Genomic DNA, 16,574 nt, shown 5'->3' on the forward strand with positions numbered 1-16,574 from the left:
CTCCCGTGGCGATCACCGTGGGTTCAGTCGAGGTCGACGTCATCCCCAACACGCAGGGGATCTATAGCCGCCTCCGCGCCGGCCTCGTGCCGGCGGCCACCCGAGCCGGAGAGGACGCCGGTACTGCCGCTGGACGCTCCTTCGGCCCCGCAATGCAGCAGGAAATCGGGGCCGTCGGAGTCTCGATCGGCCAGCAGATCGGCAGCCAGATTGCCGCCCGCATCACTGCGGAGATCCGCGGCTCTCTGCGGGATGGAGTAACGCAGGGCGGCCGCGAGGCCCGCGCGTCCGCGGCCAGGCAGGGTCAGGAGACTGGCGGAGCGTTCTCCCGCAGCCTGCGCGTCCACCTGGAGGCCGCATTTCGAAGCCTGCCGCAGCTGCAGGTCGGCGCGGACACCACGCAGGCCGACTCCGACATGCAGGCCCTTCGTGCCCGCATGGAGACCCTCGCCGGACAGCGGATCGGCATCGACATCGACGCGGCTGCCGCCCGCGCGGAGATCCGACTGATCGAGGCGGAGCTCACACGCCTTGGCGCCCAGCATCCCAACGTGCAGGTCCGCGCGGACACAGCCGCCGCCCGTGCGCAGCTTGCCCTCGTACACGCCGCAATCGAGGCGGTCGACGGCCGGCGTGTACGCATCGACGTGGACACCTCCGGCGCGCTGTCCGCCATTCTCCAACTGACGGTGGCCATCGGCGGCCTGGCCGTACTACCCGCGATCCCGGTCCTGGCCGCCGGCATCGGGGCGGTCGGGTCGGCCGCGGTGGTCGCAAGCGTTGGCGTCGGAGCTCTCGCCGCGGTGGCAGTGCCCGCTTTCATCGGTATCGCCGGCGCCCTGCAGGCTCAGAAGGCTGCGCAGGAGGCCTCTACCGCGGCCACAAGCCAGGGATCTCAGGCCGGCGCTCAGGCTGCATCACGGGCTCTGCAAATGGCGGGCGCCCAGCAAGCTCTCGCATCCGCCCAGCGCAACGCGGCAGCCCAGATCGCCTCGGCGCGGGACCAGGTACAGCAGGCCGCCCGCGGCGTAGTGGACGCCGAGAGGCAGCTCGCCGACGCTCAGAAGGAGTCGACCCAGGCGCAGCAAGACCTCGTGCAGGCGAGGAAGGACGCGGCACAGCAGCTCGAAGACCTGTCGAGCCGCTACGCGGACGCCCAGTTGTCCGTCCGGGACGCCGAGCTGTCTTTGGCCGAGGCCCAGGAGCGCCGCCGCGAAGTCGAGGCGGACCCCAAGGCCACCCTTCTGGAGAAGCAGCGTGCGGCCCTCGCGGTTGAGCAGGCGACTCAGCGCCTGAAGCAGCAGACCGTCGAGACGAAGCGGCTCGCCGAGGAGCAGGCAACGGCCGCCAAGACGGGCGTCGAGGGAACCCAGGTGGTCAAGCAGGCGCAAGACCGCCTGGCCAAATCCCAGGAGACTGTCGCGGACCGCGCACGCGGCGTAGAGGACGCACAGGCGGGCGTCGCCAAAGCGCAGCAGAACGTCGCCCGCGTGTCCGCCCAGGCCGCCGACTCAATCGCATCCGCCCAGCGTCAGATTGCCTCCGCGTCCGCCTCGGCGGCCGGGGGCGTAAATCAGGCTGCCCTCGCGCAGGCGAAGTATCAGGCGGCCCTGGACAAGCTGTCTCCCAGCGCACGTGGCACGTTCAACGCTTTCCAGTCTCTCAAGACCGCATTCAAGGCCTGGTCCGAGTCGCTGCAGCCCGCTGTGATGCCGATCTTCACCCGGGCGCTCGAGGGCATCAAGAACAGCCTTCCGGGCCTCGCGCCGATCGTCCTCGCCGCGGCGAAGGCTGTGACGGGCCTGCAGGACCGCATCTCCGCCGGCTTCAAGTCGCCGTGGTGGCTGGAGTTCAAGAAGGACTTCGCTGGGTCAGTTGAGCCAGCCATCACTGGCCTGGGCATCTCCTTTGGCCGCATCTTCAAGGGCATGGCCGGCGTCATTCAGGGCTTCCTGCCGCACATGGACTCGATTTCCGAGCGGATGCAGACCATCACTGGCCGTTTCGCCAGGTGGGGCACGCAGCTGAAGGGCTCTCCGGCCTTCGAGAGATTCCTGTCCTACTCGGCCTCTATGGGGCCTGTCGTCGCCGAGACGATCGGGAAGATAGCCGGAGGCTTCTTCGACGTCGCCAAGTCTTTGGAGCCGATCTCAGGTCCGCTTCTGGCGGTGCTCGGCGCGCTGTTCCAAGGGGTGTCGTGGATCGCAACGAACTTCCCGATCGCCATCCAGCTGATCTACGGAATCTACATCGCCACGCGGCTTTGGACGGTGTCGCTGCTTGTGTGGCAGGGCGCCATGTGGCTCGCCACGACTGCTACCTGGGCCTTCAACACGGCCTTCTTTGCTGGCCCCTGGGGCTGGGTCGCCCTCGCGATCATCGCTATCGTCGGCCTTGTCGTCCTCCTGTACACCAAGTTCGACTGGTTCCGGAACTTCATCGCCGTCGTCTGGAAGGCCATTCGTGACGGAGCGGTCTGGCTCTGGGAGAACGGCATCAAGCCCGCATTTGCAGGCATCTGGACGGCGCTGAAGCTCCTCGGCACGGCAGCCATGTGGCTGTGGGAAAACGCCATCAAGCCAGCTTTCGAGGCCATCTGGCTGGCCGCTCGGACTCTCTGGGCGATCGTCGCGGTAGCCGTGATCGTCCCCCTGATTCTTTGGTTCAAGATCCTCGGCGCGATCGCGATGTGGCTCTGGGAGTCAACCTTCAAGCCTGCGTTCGAGGGCATCGCCCAGGCTGCGATGTGGCTGTGGGAGAACGCGCTTCGGCCGGTCTTCGGCTGGATCGCCGACGCAGCCGTCTGGCTGTGGCGCGAGAAGATCAGCCCCGCCTGGGAGGCGCTGAAGTCCGGCACTCGTGGAGTGGGCGAACGCTTCCGAGAGTTCTGGAACTCCTACGTCAAGCCGATCTTTGAATCGATCGCGGAGAAAGCTGGCTGGCTCTACGAGAAGGGCATCAAGCCCCACTTTGACCAGATCCAGAAGGCGGCCGGTCTAGTCAAGGACGCGTTCGTCTGGGCCAAGGACGGCATCAAAACGGCCTGGGACCAGCTGGTCGAGATCACCCGCAAGCCGGTCAAGTTCATCGTCGAGACCGTGTACAACGGCGGCATCGTGCCCGTCTGGAACGCCGTTGCGAAGATCGCGGGGCTTGGTCAGCTCGAGAAGGTCAAGTTCGCGACGGGTGGGTCGGTCTTCGGTGCTGGTACCGGCACGTCGGACTCCATTCCGGCGCTGCTGTCCAACGGTGAGCACGTGTGGACCGCCCGCGAAGTGAAGTCCGCAGGCGGGCACTCAGTGGTCGAATCCCTGCGGCAGCGGGCGCTCCAGAGTGGATCCACGTTCGCGGCCGGCGGCGCGGTCGGCATTCCGCGCTTCGCTGAGGGTGGCGTCGTCGACTGGTTGTCCGGCAAGGCCCAGCAGATCGGCGGGGCCGTGATGACGGCCTTCGACTTCATGTCGAACCCCGGCAAGGCTTGGGAAGCCGCCACGAAGGGCCTGCGGAACAAGATCGGAGAGAACCTCACCGGGAACCAATGGGCCCAGGCTTTGAGTCAGCTCCCCCTGAGGATGCTCGTGGGCCTCAAGGACAAGGTCGTCACGGCGGCCGAGTCGCTGATCGGTGGCGGAACCGCCAGCGGGTCGGTGGCCGCGGCAATGGGCTTCGCTAAGTCGCAGGATGGCAAGCCGTACCAGTGGGGAGGCGCAGGCAATCCATCCTGGGACTGCTCAGGCTTCATGTCCGGCATCGAAAAGGTCATCCTGGGTCAGTCCCCGCTCGGGCGGCTGTGGTCGACGTTCTCCTTCCAGGGGGACACGGCTCCGGCTGGCTGGCGCCGCAATTTGCGCTCCCCGTTCATGATCGGCATAACGAACGCGGGGGTCGGTCACACGGCTGGAACCCTGGCCGGCATGAACGTCGAGAGCAGGGGCGGCGACGGAGTCACCGTCGGCTCCCGAGCCCGCGGCTACAACGACTCGCTGTTCACCGATCGGTACGGCTTCGCTCCTGCTCTCGGGACGTTCGACTCAGGTGGCTTTCTGCAGCCTGGGATGAACCTCGCCTACAACGGGACGGGGCGGCCGGAGCCGGTCTTCACCACGGCGCAGGCTAGCGCGCTGACCCGGGCTGCGGCACGACCTGCCGGCCTGCAGACCGGCGGTCACGTCACCCTCGTCGTCCAGGACGGTCCCACCCTCCAGGCCTATGTCCAGGGTGTCGCCGACTCGCAGGTCTCTGCCTATGACAGGGGCCTGTCCATGCAGGGCGCAGCCGGGAGGAGAAGCTAATGCCGATCATCATCGATCCGGACATCCCGCCGCCGACACCACCTGTCGAGGTCACCTCCCCGGATGGACTCCTCACCGCCCGCCGGGATGACCCATGGGCGGGGGTCTTCCTCACCTATGACGTGAACGTTCCCCCTGCGATCAGGAACCGGGTGCTCAACCCGGCCCTGACCGTGGGCTTGACGAACACGGTGTCGGTGGGGTCGGTGACCCGTGTCTGGCAGGCGGCGGGCGGCGTCCACAGTGCTGGCCGCGTCGAGTGCACCAGCACGGGCGCCGCGTCTGGCGGCACGCTGTGGCTCATCGACACAGTCGCAGCTGGCGAGACGATCCACTTCAGTGCCTGGGTGAAGGTCCCGGGCAGCGGCCTCTCTGACGTCTATGTGATCTTCCGCAACGGAGGGACCACGCTCAGCCTCCAGTCCTTCACCCCGCCCGCGGCCGGTAGCTGGGTACGCGTGACCCGCAGCTACACCGTGGCCGTCGGGCAGACCGTCGACCGGTGCGGCGTCGGCATCATCGCCACCGGCGCTGGCACCATCTGGTCGGCGGACTCGGCGCAGGCCGAGATCGACGTGACAGCCCCCAGCAACTACGTCGACGGGTCGCTGGCTGGCTGTGCGTGGGAGGGGGCTGCGAACGCATCGGCCTCCGTCTATCCTGCTCCGCTCGACCCGGACGACATTGCCCAGGTCCGCTTCGTCCGCCAGGACCCGGGCGCCGCGGAGCCTGTGCGGGTGCGCGGTGGGGATCCGGCGTGGGCGCCCGGCGGCGTGGCTGTGGCCTACGACCATGAGGCGCCGCTGGGTGTGGCGTCCGCCTGGTACGCCTATCCGATCGGCTGGGACGGCACGGTCGGGGCGCGCTCCGATGGCGCGGCGGTCACCCTGCCCGAGCCCACACCTGTCCTTGATGTCTGGCTCAAGTCCCTGACCGATCCGGCTCTGTCGATGCTGGTCAAGGTCATGGCCTGGCCCGAGCTGCAGTACGGGGAGCGTCAGCAGCGCTTCGATGTCCTGGGGGCGTCGTCTCCGGTGATGCGGGTCGATGCCTGGTCGCTGCCCACGTCGACCGTCACGATCGAGACCGACACCCTCGATGAGCGGACCACGCTCCTGGCGCTGCTCACCTCGGGCACTACGTTGCTGGCGCAGACGCGCGCAGAGTACGGCCGGGCGGACACCTACTGGGTTCCCGGTCAGATCACCGAGGTGATGCCGGGGATCGCGTCCGACCCGCACCGGACGTGGACGGTGACGGTCACCGCGGTCGACCGCCCCACCACGGTGGATTCGCCGCTGCGGATCCCGGGCCGCTCCTACGACGACAGCGGGACCACCTGGCCGACCTACGCGGACCGCATCGCGACCGGCCAGACCTATCACGAGGTAACGACCGGGGGGTAAGCATGTGGGCTGTCTCCGCACGCTGGGACCCGGCTCTGCGGGGGGCCGCCCGCCCGGCGGCCCGCGCCACCGTCTACCCGCCGCAGGCCGCCCCCTTCGAGGCACGCCTGCTTTCCTGGTCGGTCACCTCGGACCGTACCGCCCAGGTACGCCGCACCTGCCAGGTCACCCTCGCCCCCGAAACCCCGCGCGGGCTGACCGGCGTCACCACGCTGGGCGGCTACCTGCAGCTCGACGTCGGCCTCGACTACCTCGACGGTTCCCAGGAGCTCATCCCGCAGGGCTACTTCCGCATCGACGCGGACGACACCCAGCGGCCGGACGGCGGCATCGCCATCCAGGGCTACGGACGCGAGAGAGTCATCATCGACGACGCCTTCCTGACACCCCGCACGGCATCGAATTCGTCGGCCCTCGACCTGATCGAGAGCCTGCTGCTGGAGTCGGTCCCCGACGCGGTGGTAGTGCGCCGCACCGCGCGGGACGCCCCGGTCGCCCGCACCACGTGGGAGAAAGACCGGTGGGGCGCCATCGACGGCGGCGACGCCAGCCTCGCCCGCTCCCTCGGCGTCGAGGTGTGGGCCGACGGAAGAGGCCGCTACGTCATCTCCGACGTCCCAACCCTGTCGGACCCGGTGGTGTGGACCGTCGATTCCGGCGCCGGCGGCGTGCTCGTCACCGCCGCCGCCTCGACCTCCGTGGACCGCGTCTACAACGTGGTCGTCGCGGTCGGGGACGCCAGCAATGGGAGTGCGCCGATCGGCCCGGTGATCGTGCAGGACCTGGGAGCCACGTCTCCGACCCGCGTCGGCGGGCCCTTCGGCAGGCGGGTACGGCACTACTCCTCCCCGCTGCTGGGCACCGTGGGCCAGGCCGACACTGCGGCACGATCCCTGCTGGCCAACAGCCTTGGCCTGTCGAAGGGCATGTCCTTCACGGCCGTACCCAATGCGGCTCTTGAGCCGGGCGACGTCGTCCTCGCCAGCGCCGACCAGCCCGAGCTCCACATCCTCGACAAGATCTCGCTGTCGTCGAGCGGCCCCATGTCCTGCGAGACCCGGTCCACGAAGGCCGATGACGGGAGTAGCTGATGTCCCTGATCGACGCGATCATGCCGCTGGCCTCACGGCCCACACCCGGCTCCGCTGTCGTCTCCGCAGTCAACGTGGACGGCACCGTCGACATCGTCGTCGCCGGGGCCTCCCTGACCGCCGCCTGCCTTGAGGCCTACACCGACCGGCTCGTCGACGACATCGTCTTCGTCGTCCCTGTCCGCGGCGGCTACGTCGTCATCGACCGCTTCACCACTGCCTAGGAGGCCCCGTGCCCACCACCCCGATTGGCGCGGCCCCCTACCCGGCCGGCACCGACGCCGACGACGTCCCCGCAGACCTGGAAGCTCTCGCCGTCTGGGCCAGCACCCGGACCAACATGCGCTTCGCCGACGCTGCCGCCCGCGATGCCGCCATCACCAGCCCCGTGGCAGGCATGATCGCCTGGCTGGACACCCCCGGATCCGTCACCGTCCGCACCGCGGCCGCCTGGAAGACCCTCTGGTCGGCGCTGGCATGGACAGACATCACCCTCCCCGCCTCCTGCACCACCTACGGCACCACCCCGCAAGCCGCTCTCGACGGCGGAAACTTCATCGTCCTCAAGGGCGGCATCCAGCGGTCCACCCCGGCCACCAACATCATCGGCAATGCGCTCGTCGGCACCATCCCGTCCAGCCTTGGCGTGCCCCTCAGCGGGGACTTTCCGATCGCCTCGCAGTGGCTGGCCGTCACCACCGGCCGCCTGTACGTCGCCACCAGCCGGGACCTCACCTACGTGGGGGCCGACACGGGTTTCATCAGCCTCAACGGCGTCCGCATCCCCCTCGCCTAAGGAACCGTCATGCGCTATCAGTACGGCTCCGACGGCGGATCCGTCGTCACCGACTCCGACGGCGACATCCAGGTCGCCCGGTCTGGCACCGTGTGGACGGCGAAAGCCGGCGGCTCCCAGATCACCGACATCCTCACCCTCGCCGGCGCCCCGACCGGCGGCAACGTTGTCACCGACAGCCTCGGCAGGCTCGCATTCCAGGGCCCGGACGATGTCACGGCGACCCTGTGGTGGGACTCGGCGGGCGGTACCCGCTGGGCAGTCCTGCCCACGGAGACGGACCGCATCGCCCGCCTGCAGGTGGAGACTTACGGCGTCCTCGCCTCCGCGGTCGGCGCACCCGGCGGTGTCGCTGAGCTCGACGGATCCGGAGATGTCCCGCAGTCCCAGCTCCCGGACCTGTCGGCGTCCTACGTCGCCTACCCGGCGGGCGGCCAGGCCGGCGACACCCTCGTCCGCGGCTCGGGCAGCAGCGTCTCCTGGGGCAGGCTCACCGCAGGCACCATCGCGCCCTGGGATGCCCTCGAAGACCTGACCGGGCCCCGGTGGATCGCGCACCGCGGCGGCGCTCTCCTCGCCCCCGAGAACTCCATCGAAGCGATGCGCATGTCGTGCGAGCTGGGCGCCGACGCTATCGAGATCGACGTCTACAAGGTCGTCGGCGGCGGACTTTTTGTCATGCATGACACGACCGTCGACCGCACCACCAACTTGACGGGCACGCAGGCCACCGCGCTCACCGTCCCCGCGGCACTCCGCGGCCGGATCGACGCCGGCACCTGGTTCGCAAACACGTGGCCCTCCGACCTGCGGATCCCGCTCTTCGCCGACGTGCTCGCCGAGGTCGGCAACCGGATCCCGATCATCGTGCACTGCAACAACACCGGCTCCGGCGCGTCGGCGGTCGCCGAGATCCTCCGCCAGGAGATGGAGCAGTCCGTCTGCATCATGGCGTGGACCGAGGGGGAGCTCGTCGCTGCACGGGCCGCTGGCATCCCCACCGTGCTCCTCGACGCGGACGGGGTCCTGTCCGGGCAGACCTACGCTGGGCTCCTCGCGGCCGGCACCGGCTACCTCGGCGTCGATGCGTCCTCCGCCACGAACGCCACCATCAACGCGGCTGCTGCGGCCGGCCTGCGCGTCATGGTCTACACCGTGAACCGGCGCACCACCTACGCCGCCCTGGCGGGCGGCGGATCCGTGTGGGCCGTCATCTCCGACGACCCCTGGTACGTGCGCGGCACCTCCGCACTCCGCGCCTCCGACCTCTTTGCGGCTGGCACCTTCCATCACGGTATGCCCGCGATCCCCGACCTGGTCGACTACCGCGGCGCCTTCACCATCGGCTCGCCCAACTGGTGGGGGCTCGACGCCTCCGGCACCGTGATTCCCGAGATCAACACGAACAGCGGCTTCGGCGCGGTGGGCCACTTCTACCTCGGGCCGCTCGCCAGCAACTTCACCATGGACTTCGACTACGTCATCGACACCACGGACTACAGCTCGGCATCCCTGCAGGTGTACCTCGGCGTCGGTGACCTCCCCTTCGACGACCAGGGCACCGACACCGCCTGCAACGGCTACAACATCCTCGTCCGGCAGTCCGGGACGATCGACGTCTACCGCGTCACGGCCGGCGTACCCACGAGCATCGGCACGGTGGCGACCGCCGCGATCACGACCGGCACCACGCAGCATCTGCGGATCCAGCTCACGGCCACGCAGATCATCGTGACCCGGACCAATATCGCCCCGACCAACTCGGTCACCGTCACCAACTCGACCTACCGGGGCGGCATGTACCCCGCCTTCGGCGTCCGCGACACCAAGACCCGTTGGGCCAACGTCGCCATCACCTAGGAGGCCTCATGCCTGAGCTCTGGATGCCCGGCGCCACCCGCCTCGACGTGGGTGACCACGCGCCCACCGACGGCGGGAAGCCCAAGGCCATCGCCCACATCACGTGGGACGACAACGGCACCGCCGCCAAGCCCATCGACCTCGTGCCCTACGAGCGGCTCGTCGACTGGTTCGGCCGCAACCCCACGGGCAAGAAGGCCGCACCCCACATCCTGTGGGACCCGTTCACCGGCCGCATCACCCAGTTCCTGCCCGCCGACTCCCGCTCCAAGAGCCTGGCCGACAGCGCCGGCGGGACACGCACGAACCGGGCCGGCAGCATCGTGATCCAGGTGGAGACGCTCTTCTTCCCCTACTGCCGCGTCAACGGCACGACATACGCGCGGCTCGTCGATACGCCCTGCAAGGGCTGGCAGCAGCTTCTCGCCTGGGTCCGCTCTTGGGGAGTCCCGGACACCTGGCCGATGGGCCGCCCCACCGACTTCACAGCCCGCCGCTCCGAGAGCGTCTGGGCCAACCAGGGCGGCTGGTACGCCCACGCCCACGTCCCCGAAAACGACCACCAAGACCCGGGCAGCTGGCCCGCGTTCGCAACGTCCGAGGAGGACGACATGGATGCCACTCAGGCCAAGCAGCTTGCCGAGCTCCACAAGGCGACCGTCCCGTTCATGGGCTGGCAGTACCGGGGTGACGGAGCAGACCGCGATGCCTACGGCGACCTCCGCACCGCGGCGGCCTCAGCCGGCGATGCAGCCGCGAAGGCTAGCCAGATCCTGGCGAAGATCGGCACCCCGCAGCCCGTAGCCCTTACCCCCGAGCAGGTCTCGGCCATCGCCGACAAGCTCGCCGCGTCCCCGACCCTCGCCGAGCAGATCGCCGAGAAGGTCACCGCCAAGCTCGCCACCCGCCTCCAGTCCTGAAAGGGCCACCGTGAAGATTTTCAACCGCGAGCCAGCACTCTGGCTCGGCCTCGTCGCCATCGGCGTCAAGCTCCTCGCCGCGTTCGGCATGAACGTGACCGCAGACCAGCAGGCCGTCATCAACGCCGTCGCCGCAGCCCTCGTCGGCCTCGCGCTCGCCGTCATGGCGCACGATGCTGTCGGCGCCGCGGTCCTCGGCTTCGCCCAGGCCGCCCTCGCGCTCGCCGTCGGCTTCGGCCTCGACTGGTCCGCGGAGCAGCAGGCCGTCGTCCTCGCTGCTGCTGCTGCGGTCGTCGCCATGTGGGACCGGACGCAGATCACCGCGCCCGCGCCGGCCGCCGCGGTGGCCCGGCCGCTCTCGGGCGTGTAGGTGCGGCGCCGTGTGGTCCGGCGGCTCAAGCGTCAGCTGGGCCGCCGCGGCGCCACCCTCACCCCATTCGGGGTGGTCTGGATCCTCTACGGATACAGCATGATCTCCCAACCCCAGGCCGCCCTCCGCGGCCTGCCCCTCCTGCTTCAGCGCGTACCGCTGGACGTGTGGGGCTGGGCTTGGATCGTCACGGGGGCCGTGGCGCTCGTGTATGCGTGGGCCCCGCCGGGCCGTGACGCTGTCGGGTTCGTGTCCTTGGTCGTGGTTGTCGTGCCATGGACTACGGGCTACCTCGCCTCTTGGCTCCTAGGGGAGTACCCCCGGGGCTGGGTTGCGGCAGCGGTGTGGACGGGCGTAGCCGTCCCAATCATGGTGGCGCTGGGGTGGCCGGAGCCGGCCCAGCCGAAGAGAGTGGGCCCTCCGTATGAGCATGAATCCTGAGACGGTCGCCTCGATCGCGGTAACCGTGGTCACGGGGGTTACGGGGGTCTGGGCTGCCCGTGCCGCGAGGCGGACTCCACGGCAGGAGAAGCGTGACGACTTCGCTGCCGTCACTGACCGAATGAACGGCGAGATCAGCCGCCAGGGCCTGCGTATCACCGAGCTTGAGACCACCACCGGAGTTCAGAACCGGCGCCTCGAGGGCGCCGGCGTCGCCATCGCCTACCTCATCGGCCGAGTCCGCGAACTCCACGGCTACATCCGCTCCGTCGGCATGGAGCCGCCGACCGCCGAGCCGATCCCCGAGAAGGCGCGCGAGTTCATCCACCACGACGTGTGAGAGAACTGGAGTGCGAACAGCCCCACCGCTACGGCGGTGGGGCGTTTTGCTGTTTCCCTGACTTCTCTGCGACCTGCACTGTAAGCTTTTCCACGGAAAGACTTACGAGTTCTGGGAGTTGACCGGTGAAGCTTGTCGCTTATGTCCGCGTGAGTACGGCCGGACAGGTCTCCGACGGCTACGGCCTCGGTGTGCAGGAGCAGGCCGTCAAAGCGTGGGCCAAGGCCAACGGTCACCGCATTCTGAAGCTCATTCGCGAAGAGGGAGTGAGCGGCGCCACGGAAGCCGTGGATCGGCCAGGCCTGTCGGAAGCGTTGCTCGCGATTCGGGAACGCGAGGTGGAAGGACTTCTCATCCCGCGACTTGACCGGCTCGCTCGAGCCCTCACCGTTCAGGAGGCAACCCTTGCGATCGTCTGGCGAGACGGCGGTCGCATCTTCGCTACGGACACAGGCGAGATCGTCCGAGACGATCCGGACGACCCCATGCGCACGGCCATGCGTCAGGTCGTGGGTGTGTTCGCCGAACTCGACCGACGCATGGTCGTCAAGCGGCTCCGCGACGGACGCGCAGCCAAGGGCCTCGCAGGCAAGAAACATGTCGGTGCATACGCCTACGGCACCCACGGCGTTGGCGAGGGTCGCGAACGCGACGCAGGACTCAATCCTGCCGAGGAAGCGGCCCACGCCCTGATGCTCGGACTTCGCCGAGCGGGAAACTCATACCGCCAAATCTGTGAGGCGCTCCACGCCGAAGGGCATCGCCCGCGCCGTGCCAAACAGTGGCACCCCATGGTCGTGCGTGCGGTATGCCAGCGCGCCGGCCTCAACTAGAGGCCCAGCCCTGAGGAGTGGCATGAAGTACGACACCTCATCACTGCGCAAGGACACTGACGAGGATGACTTCCCCTATGCCGACAGGACGGTGACCTTCGTCCATGTCGACGGATCCGGGAAGGTCTGGAGCGACCACACCAAGACAGGCAAGATCGCCATACTGAACGACTGGCGCCCCGACGAACTGCTCGTCGCCACCTGGACCGGCGCCCGCCGCAGCGACACCTTCAGCGTGAACTTGAAGGCGGCACGCAAGGCCCTCTTGGGAAGCGCCGAACCTCGACGATCGACGAGCCAGGTGCGCAGGCGCGGACTGGGGCCCCGCCAGATACAGATCATCCAGCAGATGCACGCCGAGCTCGACACCGACGGCAAGCGCAAGTACACAGCTCAGCAGATCGCCGATGAGTTCGGCGTCAGTCGGCCCACCATCTACCGCCACCTCGAGAAGGAGAAGTCATGAGCGTCGAGGTCTACCTGCACTTTCCCGACGGCGCCGCCGGCGACGGGGGCGACCGCACGGTGACGCTGGCCGCTCTTCCATGTCGCGGTGACACCATCGAATGGGACGGCGAAGACGGTTACAGCGAGTGGGTCGTCACCAAGGTCGCGTTCACGGCTCGCCCGGACGTGACGGGAAGCGTCGGCCTGTACCTCTCTCCGGTGCCCAGCGAGTAGTCGAACGTTATGCGTTACCGAGAGGAGGACCCATGCAAGGAGACCTGACCCAACGCATCTACAGGGCCGCGCACGCTGCCGGGCCGGGAGCCACCCGCGAGGAGGTGGCGCAAGCCGTGTGCCTCGAGCTGAGCGCCTGGTGCGAGGAGGAGGCTGCGCTCTACGGCGCCAAGCTGACCTCGAGCCGGCGCGGGATCCGAGCGCCCAGCCCTGGCGATCGGGCTCACCGTGAAGTCATCGAGCAGCTGGCCGACCATCTCGCCCGCGTCGGTGACGCTGCCGCGCCAGCCTGACCGCCCTGCCACACTGGAGCCACCCCGAAGGAGGCGCCATGCCGTACCGCCCGTACCCGAACGCCCACCGCGCCCTGCGTCAGCTCGACCGGCATCATGTCCCGCAGCCGGTGCCAGCCTCCGAGCTGACCCTCCGGCTGAGCGAGCAGGCCACGGCGTGCCTGGCCGCAGCCCACGAGGCCCTGCTCCCGTTCAGGAAGATGGTCGAGCGGCTCCAATCTCAGCCGTACCCGAAGTCCGGCCAGTTCGCGCTGCTTGACTCCTGATCCCTGCCCGCTGTCGGCGCCGCGTGCCACACTGGCTCTGCGGTAGCTCAGCGGCCAGAGCTGCCCAGGGAGTAGGGATCGAGGCCCGCCGCCCGGCAACGGGAGGCAAGTGGCACCCCCTGGGTGCAGGCGCCGGTTCGAGTCCGGCCCGCAGGTCGATCGCGACGACCACAGAGCCCCCACCTCAGGGTGGGGGTTCTTCGCTGTCCTCGTAGGCATGCGGCCTCCCGCCCTGCCAGGCGATGGCCGCCGAGTCACCAAGGACCATGTCGTCCGGGTCGGGCAGGTCGATGCGCCGCAGGAACTCGATCAGGTCCCGGTCGCTGTAGGCGACGCCGAGGACGGTGTCGACACCGCCAATCCGGATCACGACCCGCCGGCCACCCGTCGGGGAGATCCGGTGCACGAGGATCGGCGCACGGTCCATCTCTCCAGCCTGCGTCGTGCTTGCCGAACCGGCATCCCGGGGGCCAGCCCGTTGTCAGTGGCTGGGTCTAGCGTGGACACATCATCCGCGAGCAATCCCTGACCCGCGGGGACCCTGCTGGGCTGCAGGTGCACGAAACCGCCCCACCGGAACAGCGCCCGGTGGGGCGGAGTGCTGTCAGCTGTCGGCTGGCTCCGGATGCAGAGCCGCCTTGACGACCTTCTTCTCCACGTCGAACCGATTCAGCCCGTGCACCTTGGCGTGCTCGGTCACCGCTGTATTGAAGGCGGCTGCCGCCTCCAGCCAGGGCGCCCATCGTTCGACCGAGTACTCCCCGGCCTGCGCTTCCGCCCGGGCCGCTTCGCTGGCGAGCTTCAGCTCGACCAGCCGTGCTCGACCTGCTGCTTCGTCTACCTGTTCGTCTGCCACGGCCGGATCCTAGGCGGCAGGTCTGACATCAGCCCGGATCGCCGCCGCCCACTCCGCGAGAAGCTCCTCGTACCGGACATCCCCGGCCCGGCCCGCGGCGACGAGCGCCCGGATCTCGCGGTTGATCTCCGCGAGAGGGCGCACAGGGCCACGGCCAGGAGGGGTGGGGGACATGCCGCACAGGATATCGGGCTGCACCCACACGGCCGTAGGGTGTGGCCATGATTCGAGCTGTCGTTTTCGATGTTGGTGAGTGCCTGGTCGACGAGACCCGCGAGTACGGCACTTGGGCTGACTGGCTGGGCGTCCCCCGCCACACCTTCGCCGCCATGTTCGGCGCTGTCATCGCCCAGGGCCGCGACTACCGCGAGGTCTTCCAGCCCTTCAAGCCCGGTTTCGATCTGACCGCCGAACGGGAGGCGCGCGCCGCCGCCGGCAAGCCCGAGCACTTCGACGAGAGCGACCTGTACCCGGACGTTCGGCCCGCGCTCGCCAAGCTCCGCGCCGACGGGCTGTGGCTGGCCATCGCCGGCAACCAGACGGTGCGGGCGGGCGGGATCCTCCGCTCACTGTTCACCGAGGACGTCGACCTCATCGGCACCTCAGACGACTGGGGCGCCAGCAAGCCCGACATCGCCTTCTTCGAGCGCGTCGCCGACGTCGTCCCCTACTCCAACGACGAGATCCTCTACGTCGGCGACCGAGTCGACAACGACCTCCGCCCCGGCCAGCAGGCCGGCATGCACACGGCGCTCATCCGCCGCGGCCCGTGGGCCACCATCCAGTGGGACACCGAAGAAGCGAAGAAGCTGCCGACGTTCCGCGTCGACAGCCTCCTCGAGCTCCCCGCCCTGATCGCAGAGTTCAATTCGCGAGAGCGCTGAGCATCGCACCCCAGCTGTAGAGCCGGTCATCGAGGGTGCGGACGCACGGCTCGCTCTGCCACGGAGCGAGCTCGCGCCGTACCTCCCGGACCCGCTCCATGCCCGTCGCGTACCAGTGCGTCTCGAGCAGGTCCAGGGCACGGACCGCGTAGTCGCAGGCCGCTTCGGGGTGGCCGGCTGCCGCCTCGACCGCGGCAAGGTCGCCGAGGACTACGGTCCGCTGCTTGTCGGCGTCCGCGGGGAGGTCCTCGAGGACGCCGAGGAGCGTCTCGCGGGCCTGCGGCAGGTGCCCGGCACGCAGTTGAGTGTTGCCCTTGAATGCAGCGAGGCGGACTCCGCTGAACCAGTCCATCCAGTCGGGGCTCGCCTCCTCGCCGCCGGCTTCGAGGATGTCCTCGCCGTGCGCGATCAGGTTGAGTGCAGCCCGCGTGTTGCCGCACCGGGTCTCGCACTCCGCCTCGACCGCGTCCAGCCACGCCAGGAGCTCGGCCGAGGCTGGCCCGCGGCGGGCGGAGGTACGCGCCATCGCCATGCGCTCCGAGGCGCCAGCCCGGTCACCGGCCCAACCGGGCACGAACGCGGTGTGCGCGAGGATCGCCGCACCCAGCAGCGCATCGTCAGCGTCCCCTGCGGCCTGCAGCGCGCGCAGCCACGTCTCCCGCGCCCGGCCCGGCTCGTTGAGGTCGAAGAACTCGATGCGACCGGCGAGCAGCCACGACTCGGCGAGCGCCGACGCCACGGCCTTGCGGATGACGCCGGACGTCGCGGGCAGGAGAGCGCCGCCCAGGGTGGCGTGCGCTGAGACCGCCGGGTGCAGGGTGGCAGGCGCGACAGTCCAGTACAGGCGGCGGTGGGCGCGCGTGACCGCCGCGAACGCCGAGGCCGCACTCGCCGGCTGCACCGCGTTGGGCACAGCCATCGGTGCCGCGGGCGGCGTCCGCAGCACACGGCCCGTGTCCGGCCCCGTGGGGGCGGAGGGGAAGCCGAGCTCCTCGATGCTGGTCACGCCCAGCAGCTCGACGAGCGCGCGCTGCAGGTCCAGGTACGGGAGCGGCGGCGCGTCGGACTCCCACCGCCGTACCTGCCGGGAGCTCACACTCAGGCCGCGGGCTGCCAGGGCGTCGGCGAGATCCTGCTGCGAGCGGTATCCCGCTGCCTGACGCGCAGCCCGGAGGCGTGCATTGCCTAGCGGTCGGGACATCCCAACCTCCATACGTTGTAGGGGCGGTGGCAAGTCTGGCAGTC

19 protein-coding genes and 1 tRNA gene are annotated in these 16,574 nt (G+C 69.1%); 16 read left to right on the forward strand and 4 right to left on the reverse strand.

Annotated elements, in window-relative coordinates; genetic code table 11:
• Positions 1–5 precede the first annotated feature (5 nt).
• The 15 genes from OHA37_RS27085 (at position 6) to OHA37_RS27155 (ending at position 13,745) form a co-directional block, all read left to right on the forward strand.
• Positions 6–4,292 carry a hypothetical protein gene (locus OHA37_RS27085; RefSeq protein WP_266909172.1) on the forward strand — a complete coding sequence of 1,429 codons (4,287 nt, stop codon included), beginning with the start codon at positions 6–8 and terminating at the stop codon, positions 4,290–4,292.
• Positions 4,292–5,698: a hypothetical protein gene (locus tag OHA37_RS27090; protein ID WP_266909173.1), complete on the forward strand. Its 1,407-nt coding sequence runs from the start codon at positions 4,292–4,294 to the stop codon at positions 5,696–5,698. Before OHA37_RS27085 ends, OHA37_RS27090 begins: the two co-directional genes overlap by 1 nt.
• A gap of 2 nt (positions 5,699–5,700) precedes the next feature.
• Positions 5,701–6,789, forward strand: a complete 1,089-nt coding sequence (locus OHA37_RS27095) for a DUF5047 domain-containing protein (RefSeq protein ID WP_266909174.1) — start codon at positions 5,701–5,703, stop codon at positions 6,787–6,789.
• The gene (locus OHA37_RS27100; RefSeq protein ID WP_266909175.1) at positions 6,789–7,013 is read left to right on the forward strand and encodes a hypothetical protein; all 225 of its coding nucleotides are present in this window, start codon (positions 6,789–6,791) and stop codon (positions 7,011–7,013) included. Before OHA37_RS27095 ends, OHA37_RS27100 begins: the two co-directional genes overlap by 1 nt.
• Before the next feature lie 8 nt (positions 7,014–7,021).
• Positions 7,022–7,585: a hypothetical protein gene (locus OHA37_RS27105; protein ID WP_266909176.1), complete on the forward strand. Its 564-nt coding sequence runs from the start codon at positions 7,022–7,024 to the stop codon at positions 7,583–7,585.
• A 9-nt stretch (positions 7,586–7,594) separates the two neighbouring features.
• Entirely contained in the window at positions 7,595–9,445 is a 1,851-nt protein-coding gene (locus tag OHA37_RS27110) for a glycerophosphodiester phosphodiesterase (RefSeq protein ID WP_266909177.1), read from the forward strand.
• A gap of 8 nt (positions 9,446–9,453) precedes the next feature.
• Positions 9,454–10,365 carry a hypothetical protein gene (locus tag OHA37_RS27115; RefSeq protein ID WP_266909178.1) on the forward strand — a complete coding sequence of 304 codons (912 nt, stop codon included), beginning with the start codon at positions 9,454–9,456 and terminating at the stop codon, positions 10,363–10,365.
• A gap of 10 nt (positions 10,366–10,375) precedes the next feature.
• Complete coding sequence (locus tag OHA37_RS27120) at positions 10,376–10,735, forward strand: hypothetical protein (RefSeq protein ID WP_266909179.1); 360 nt, start codon at positions 10,376–10,378, stop codon at positions 10,733–10,735.
• 562 nt (positions 10,736–11,297) lie between these two features.
• The gene (locus tag OHA37_RS27125) at positions 11,298–11,516 is read left to right on the forward strand and encodes a hypothetical protein (RefSeq protein WP_266909180.1); all 219 of its coding nucleotides are present in this window, start codon (positions 11,298–11,300) and stop codon (positions 11,514–11,516) included.
• 125 nt (positions 11,517–11,641) lie between these two features.
• Positions 11,642–12,349: a recombinase family protein gene (locus OHA37_RS27130; RefSeq protein ID WP_266909181.1), complete on the forward strand. Its 708-nt coding sequence runs from the start codon at positions 11,642–11,644 to the stop codon at positions 12,347–12,349.
• A gap of 22 nt (positions 12,350–12,371) precedes the next feature.
• Positions 12,372–12,815: a helix-turn-helix domain-containing protein gene (locus OHA37_RS27135; protein WP_266909182.1), complete on the forward strand. Its 444-nt coding sequence runs from the start codon at positions 12,372–12,374 to the stop codon at positions 12,813–12,815.
• On the forward strand, positions 12,812–13,030 hold the full coding sequence (locus OHA37_RS27140; protein ID WP_266909183.1) for a hypothetical protein: 219 nt from the start codon (positions 12,812–12,814) through the stop codon (positions 13,028–13,030). Before OHA37_RS27135 ends, OHA37_RS27140 begins: the two co-directional genes overlap by 4 nt.
• Before the next feature lie 32 nt (positions 13,031–13,062).
• The gene (locus tag OHA37_RS27145) at positions 13,063–13,323 is read left to right on the forward strand and encodes a hypothetical protein (protein ID WP_266909184.1); all 261 of its coding nucleotides are present in this window, start codon (positions 13,063–13,065) and stop codon (positions 13,321–13,323) included.
• 38 nt (positions 13,324–13,361) lie between these two features.
• Positions 13,362–13,589 (forward strand): hypothetical protein, encoded by a 228-nt coding sequence (locus OHA37_RS27150; RefSeq protein WP_266909185.1) that lies wholly within the window; start codon positions 13,362–13,364, stop codon positions 13,587–13,589.
• A 36-nt stretch (positions 13,590–13,625) separates the two neighbouring features.
• Positions 13,626–13,745 (forward strand) — tRNA-Cys (locus tag OHA37_RS27155).
• A 28-nt stretch (positions 13,746–13,773) separates the two neighbouring features.
• Here the strand turns inward: OHA37_RS27155 and OHA37_RS27160 are convergent.
• From OHA37_RS27160 to OHA37_RS27170, 3 genes are all read right to left on the reverse strand, one after another.
• Positions 13,774–14,016 (reverse strand): hypothetical protein, encoded by a 243-nt coding sequence (locus tag OHA37_RS27160; protein WP_266909186.1) that lies wholly within the window; start codon positions 14,014–14,016, stop codon positions 13,774–13,776.
• A 177-nt stretch (positions 14,017–14,193) separates the two neighbouring features.
• Positions 14,194–14,445, reverse strand: coding sequence for a hypothetical protein (locus tag OHA37_RS27165; protein ID WP_266909187.1), 252 nt, complete (start codon positions 14,443–14,445; stop codon positions 14,194–14,196).
• 9 nt (positions 14,446–14,454) lie between these two features.
• Entirely contained in the window at positions 14,455–14,619 is a 165-nt protein-coding gene (locus OHA37_RS27170) for a hypothetical protein (RefSeq protein ID WP_266909188.1), read from the reverse strand.
• Positions 14,620–14,666: 47 nt separating this feature from the next.
• On the opposite strand from OHA37_RS27170, the gene OHA37_RS27175 reads away from it, so the two are divergent.
• Positions 14,667–15,329: an HAD family hydrolase gene (locus OHA37_RS27175; RefSeq protein WP_266909189.1), complete on the forward strand. Its 663-nt coding sequence runs from the start codon at positions 14,667–14,669 to the stop codon at positions 15,327–15,329.
• Here the strand turns inward: OHA37_RS27175 and OHA37_RS27180 are convergent.
• The gene (locus OHA37_RS27180; protein ID WP_266909190.1) at positions 15,310–16,530 is read right to left on the reverse strand and encodes a transcriptional regulator; all 1,221 of its coding nucleotides are present in this window, start codon (positions 16,528–16,530) and stop codon (positions 15,310–15,312) included. The genes OHA37_RS27175 and OHA37_RS27180 overlap by 20 nt on opposite strands.
• Positions 16,531–16,574 lie beyond the last annotated feature (44 nt).

Origin of the sequence: Streptomyces sp. NBC_00335 (assembly GCF_036127095.1) — a bacterium.
In the GTDB taxonomy this organism is placed as follows: Bacteria; Actinomycetota; Actinomycetes; order Streptomycetales; family Streptomycetaceae; genus Streptomyces.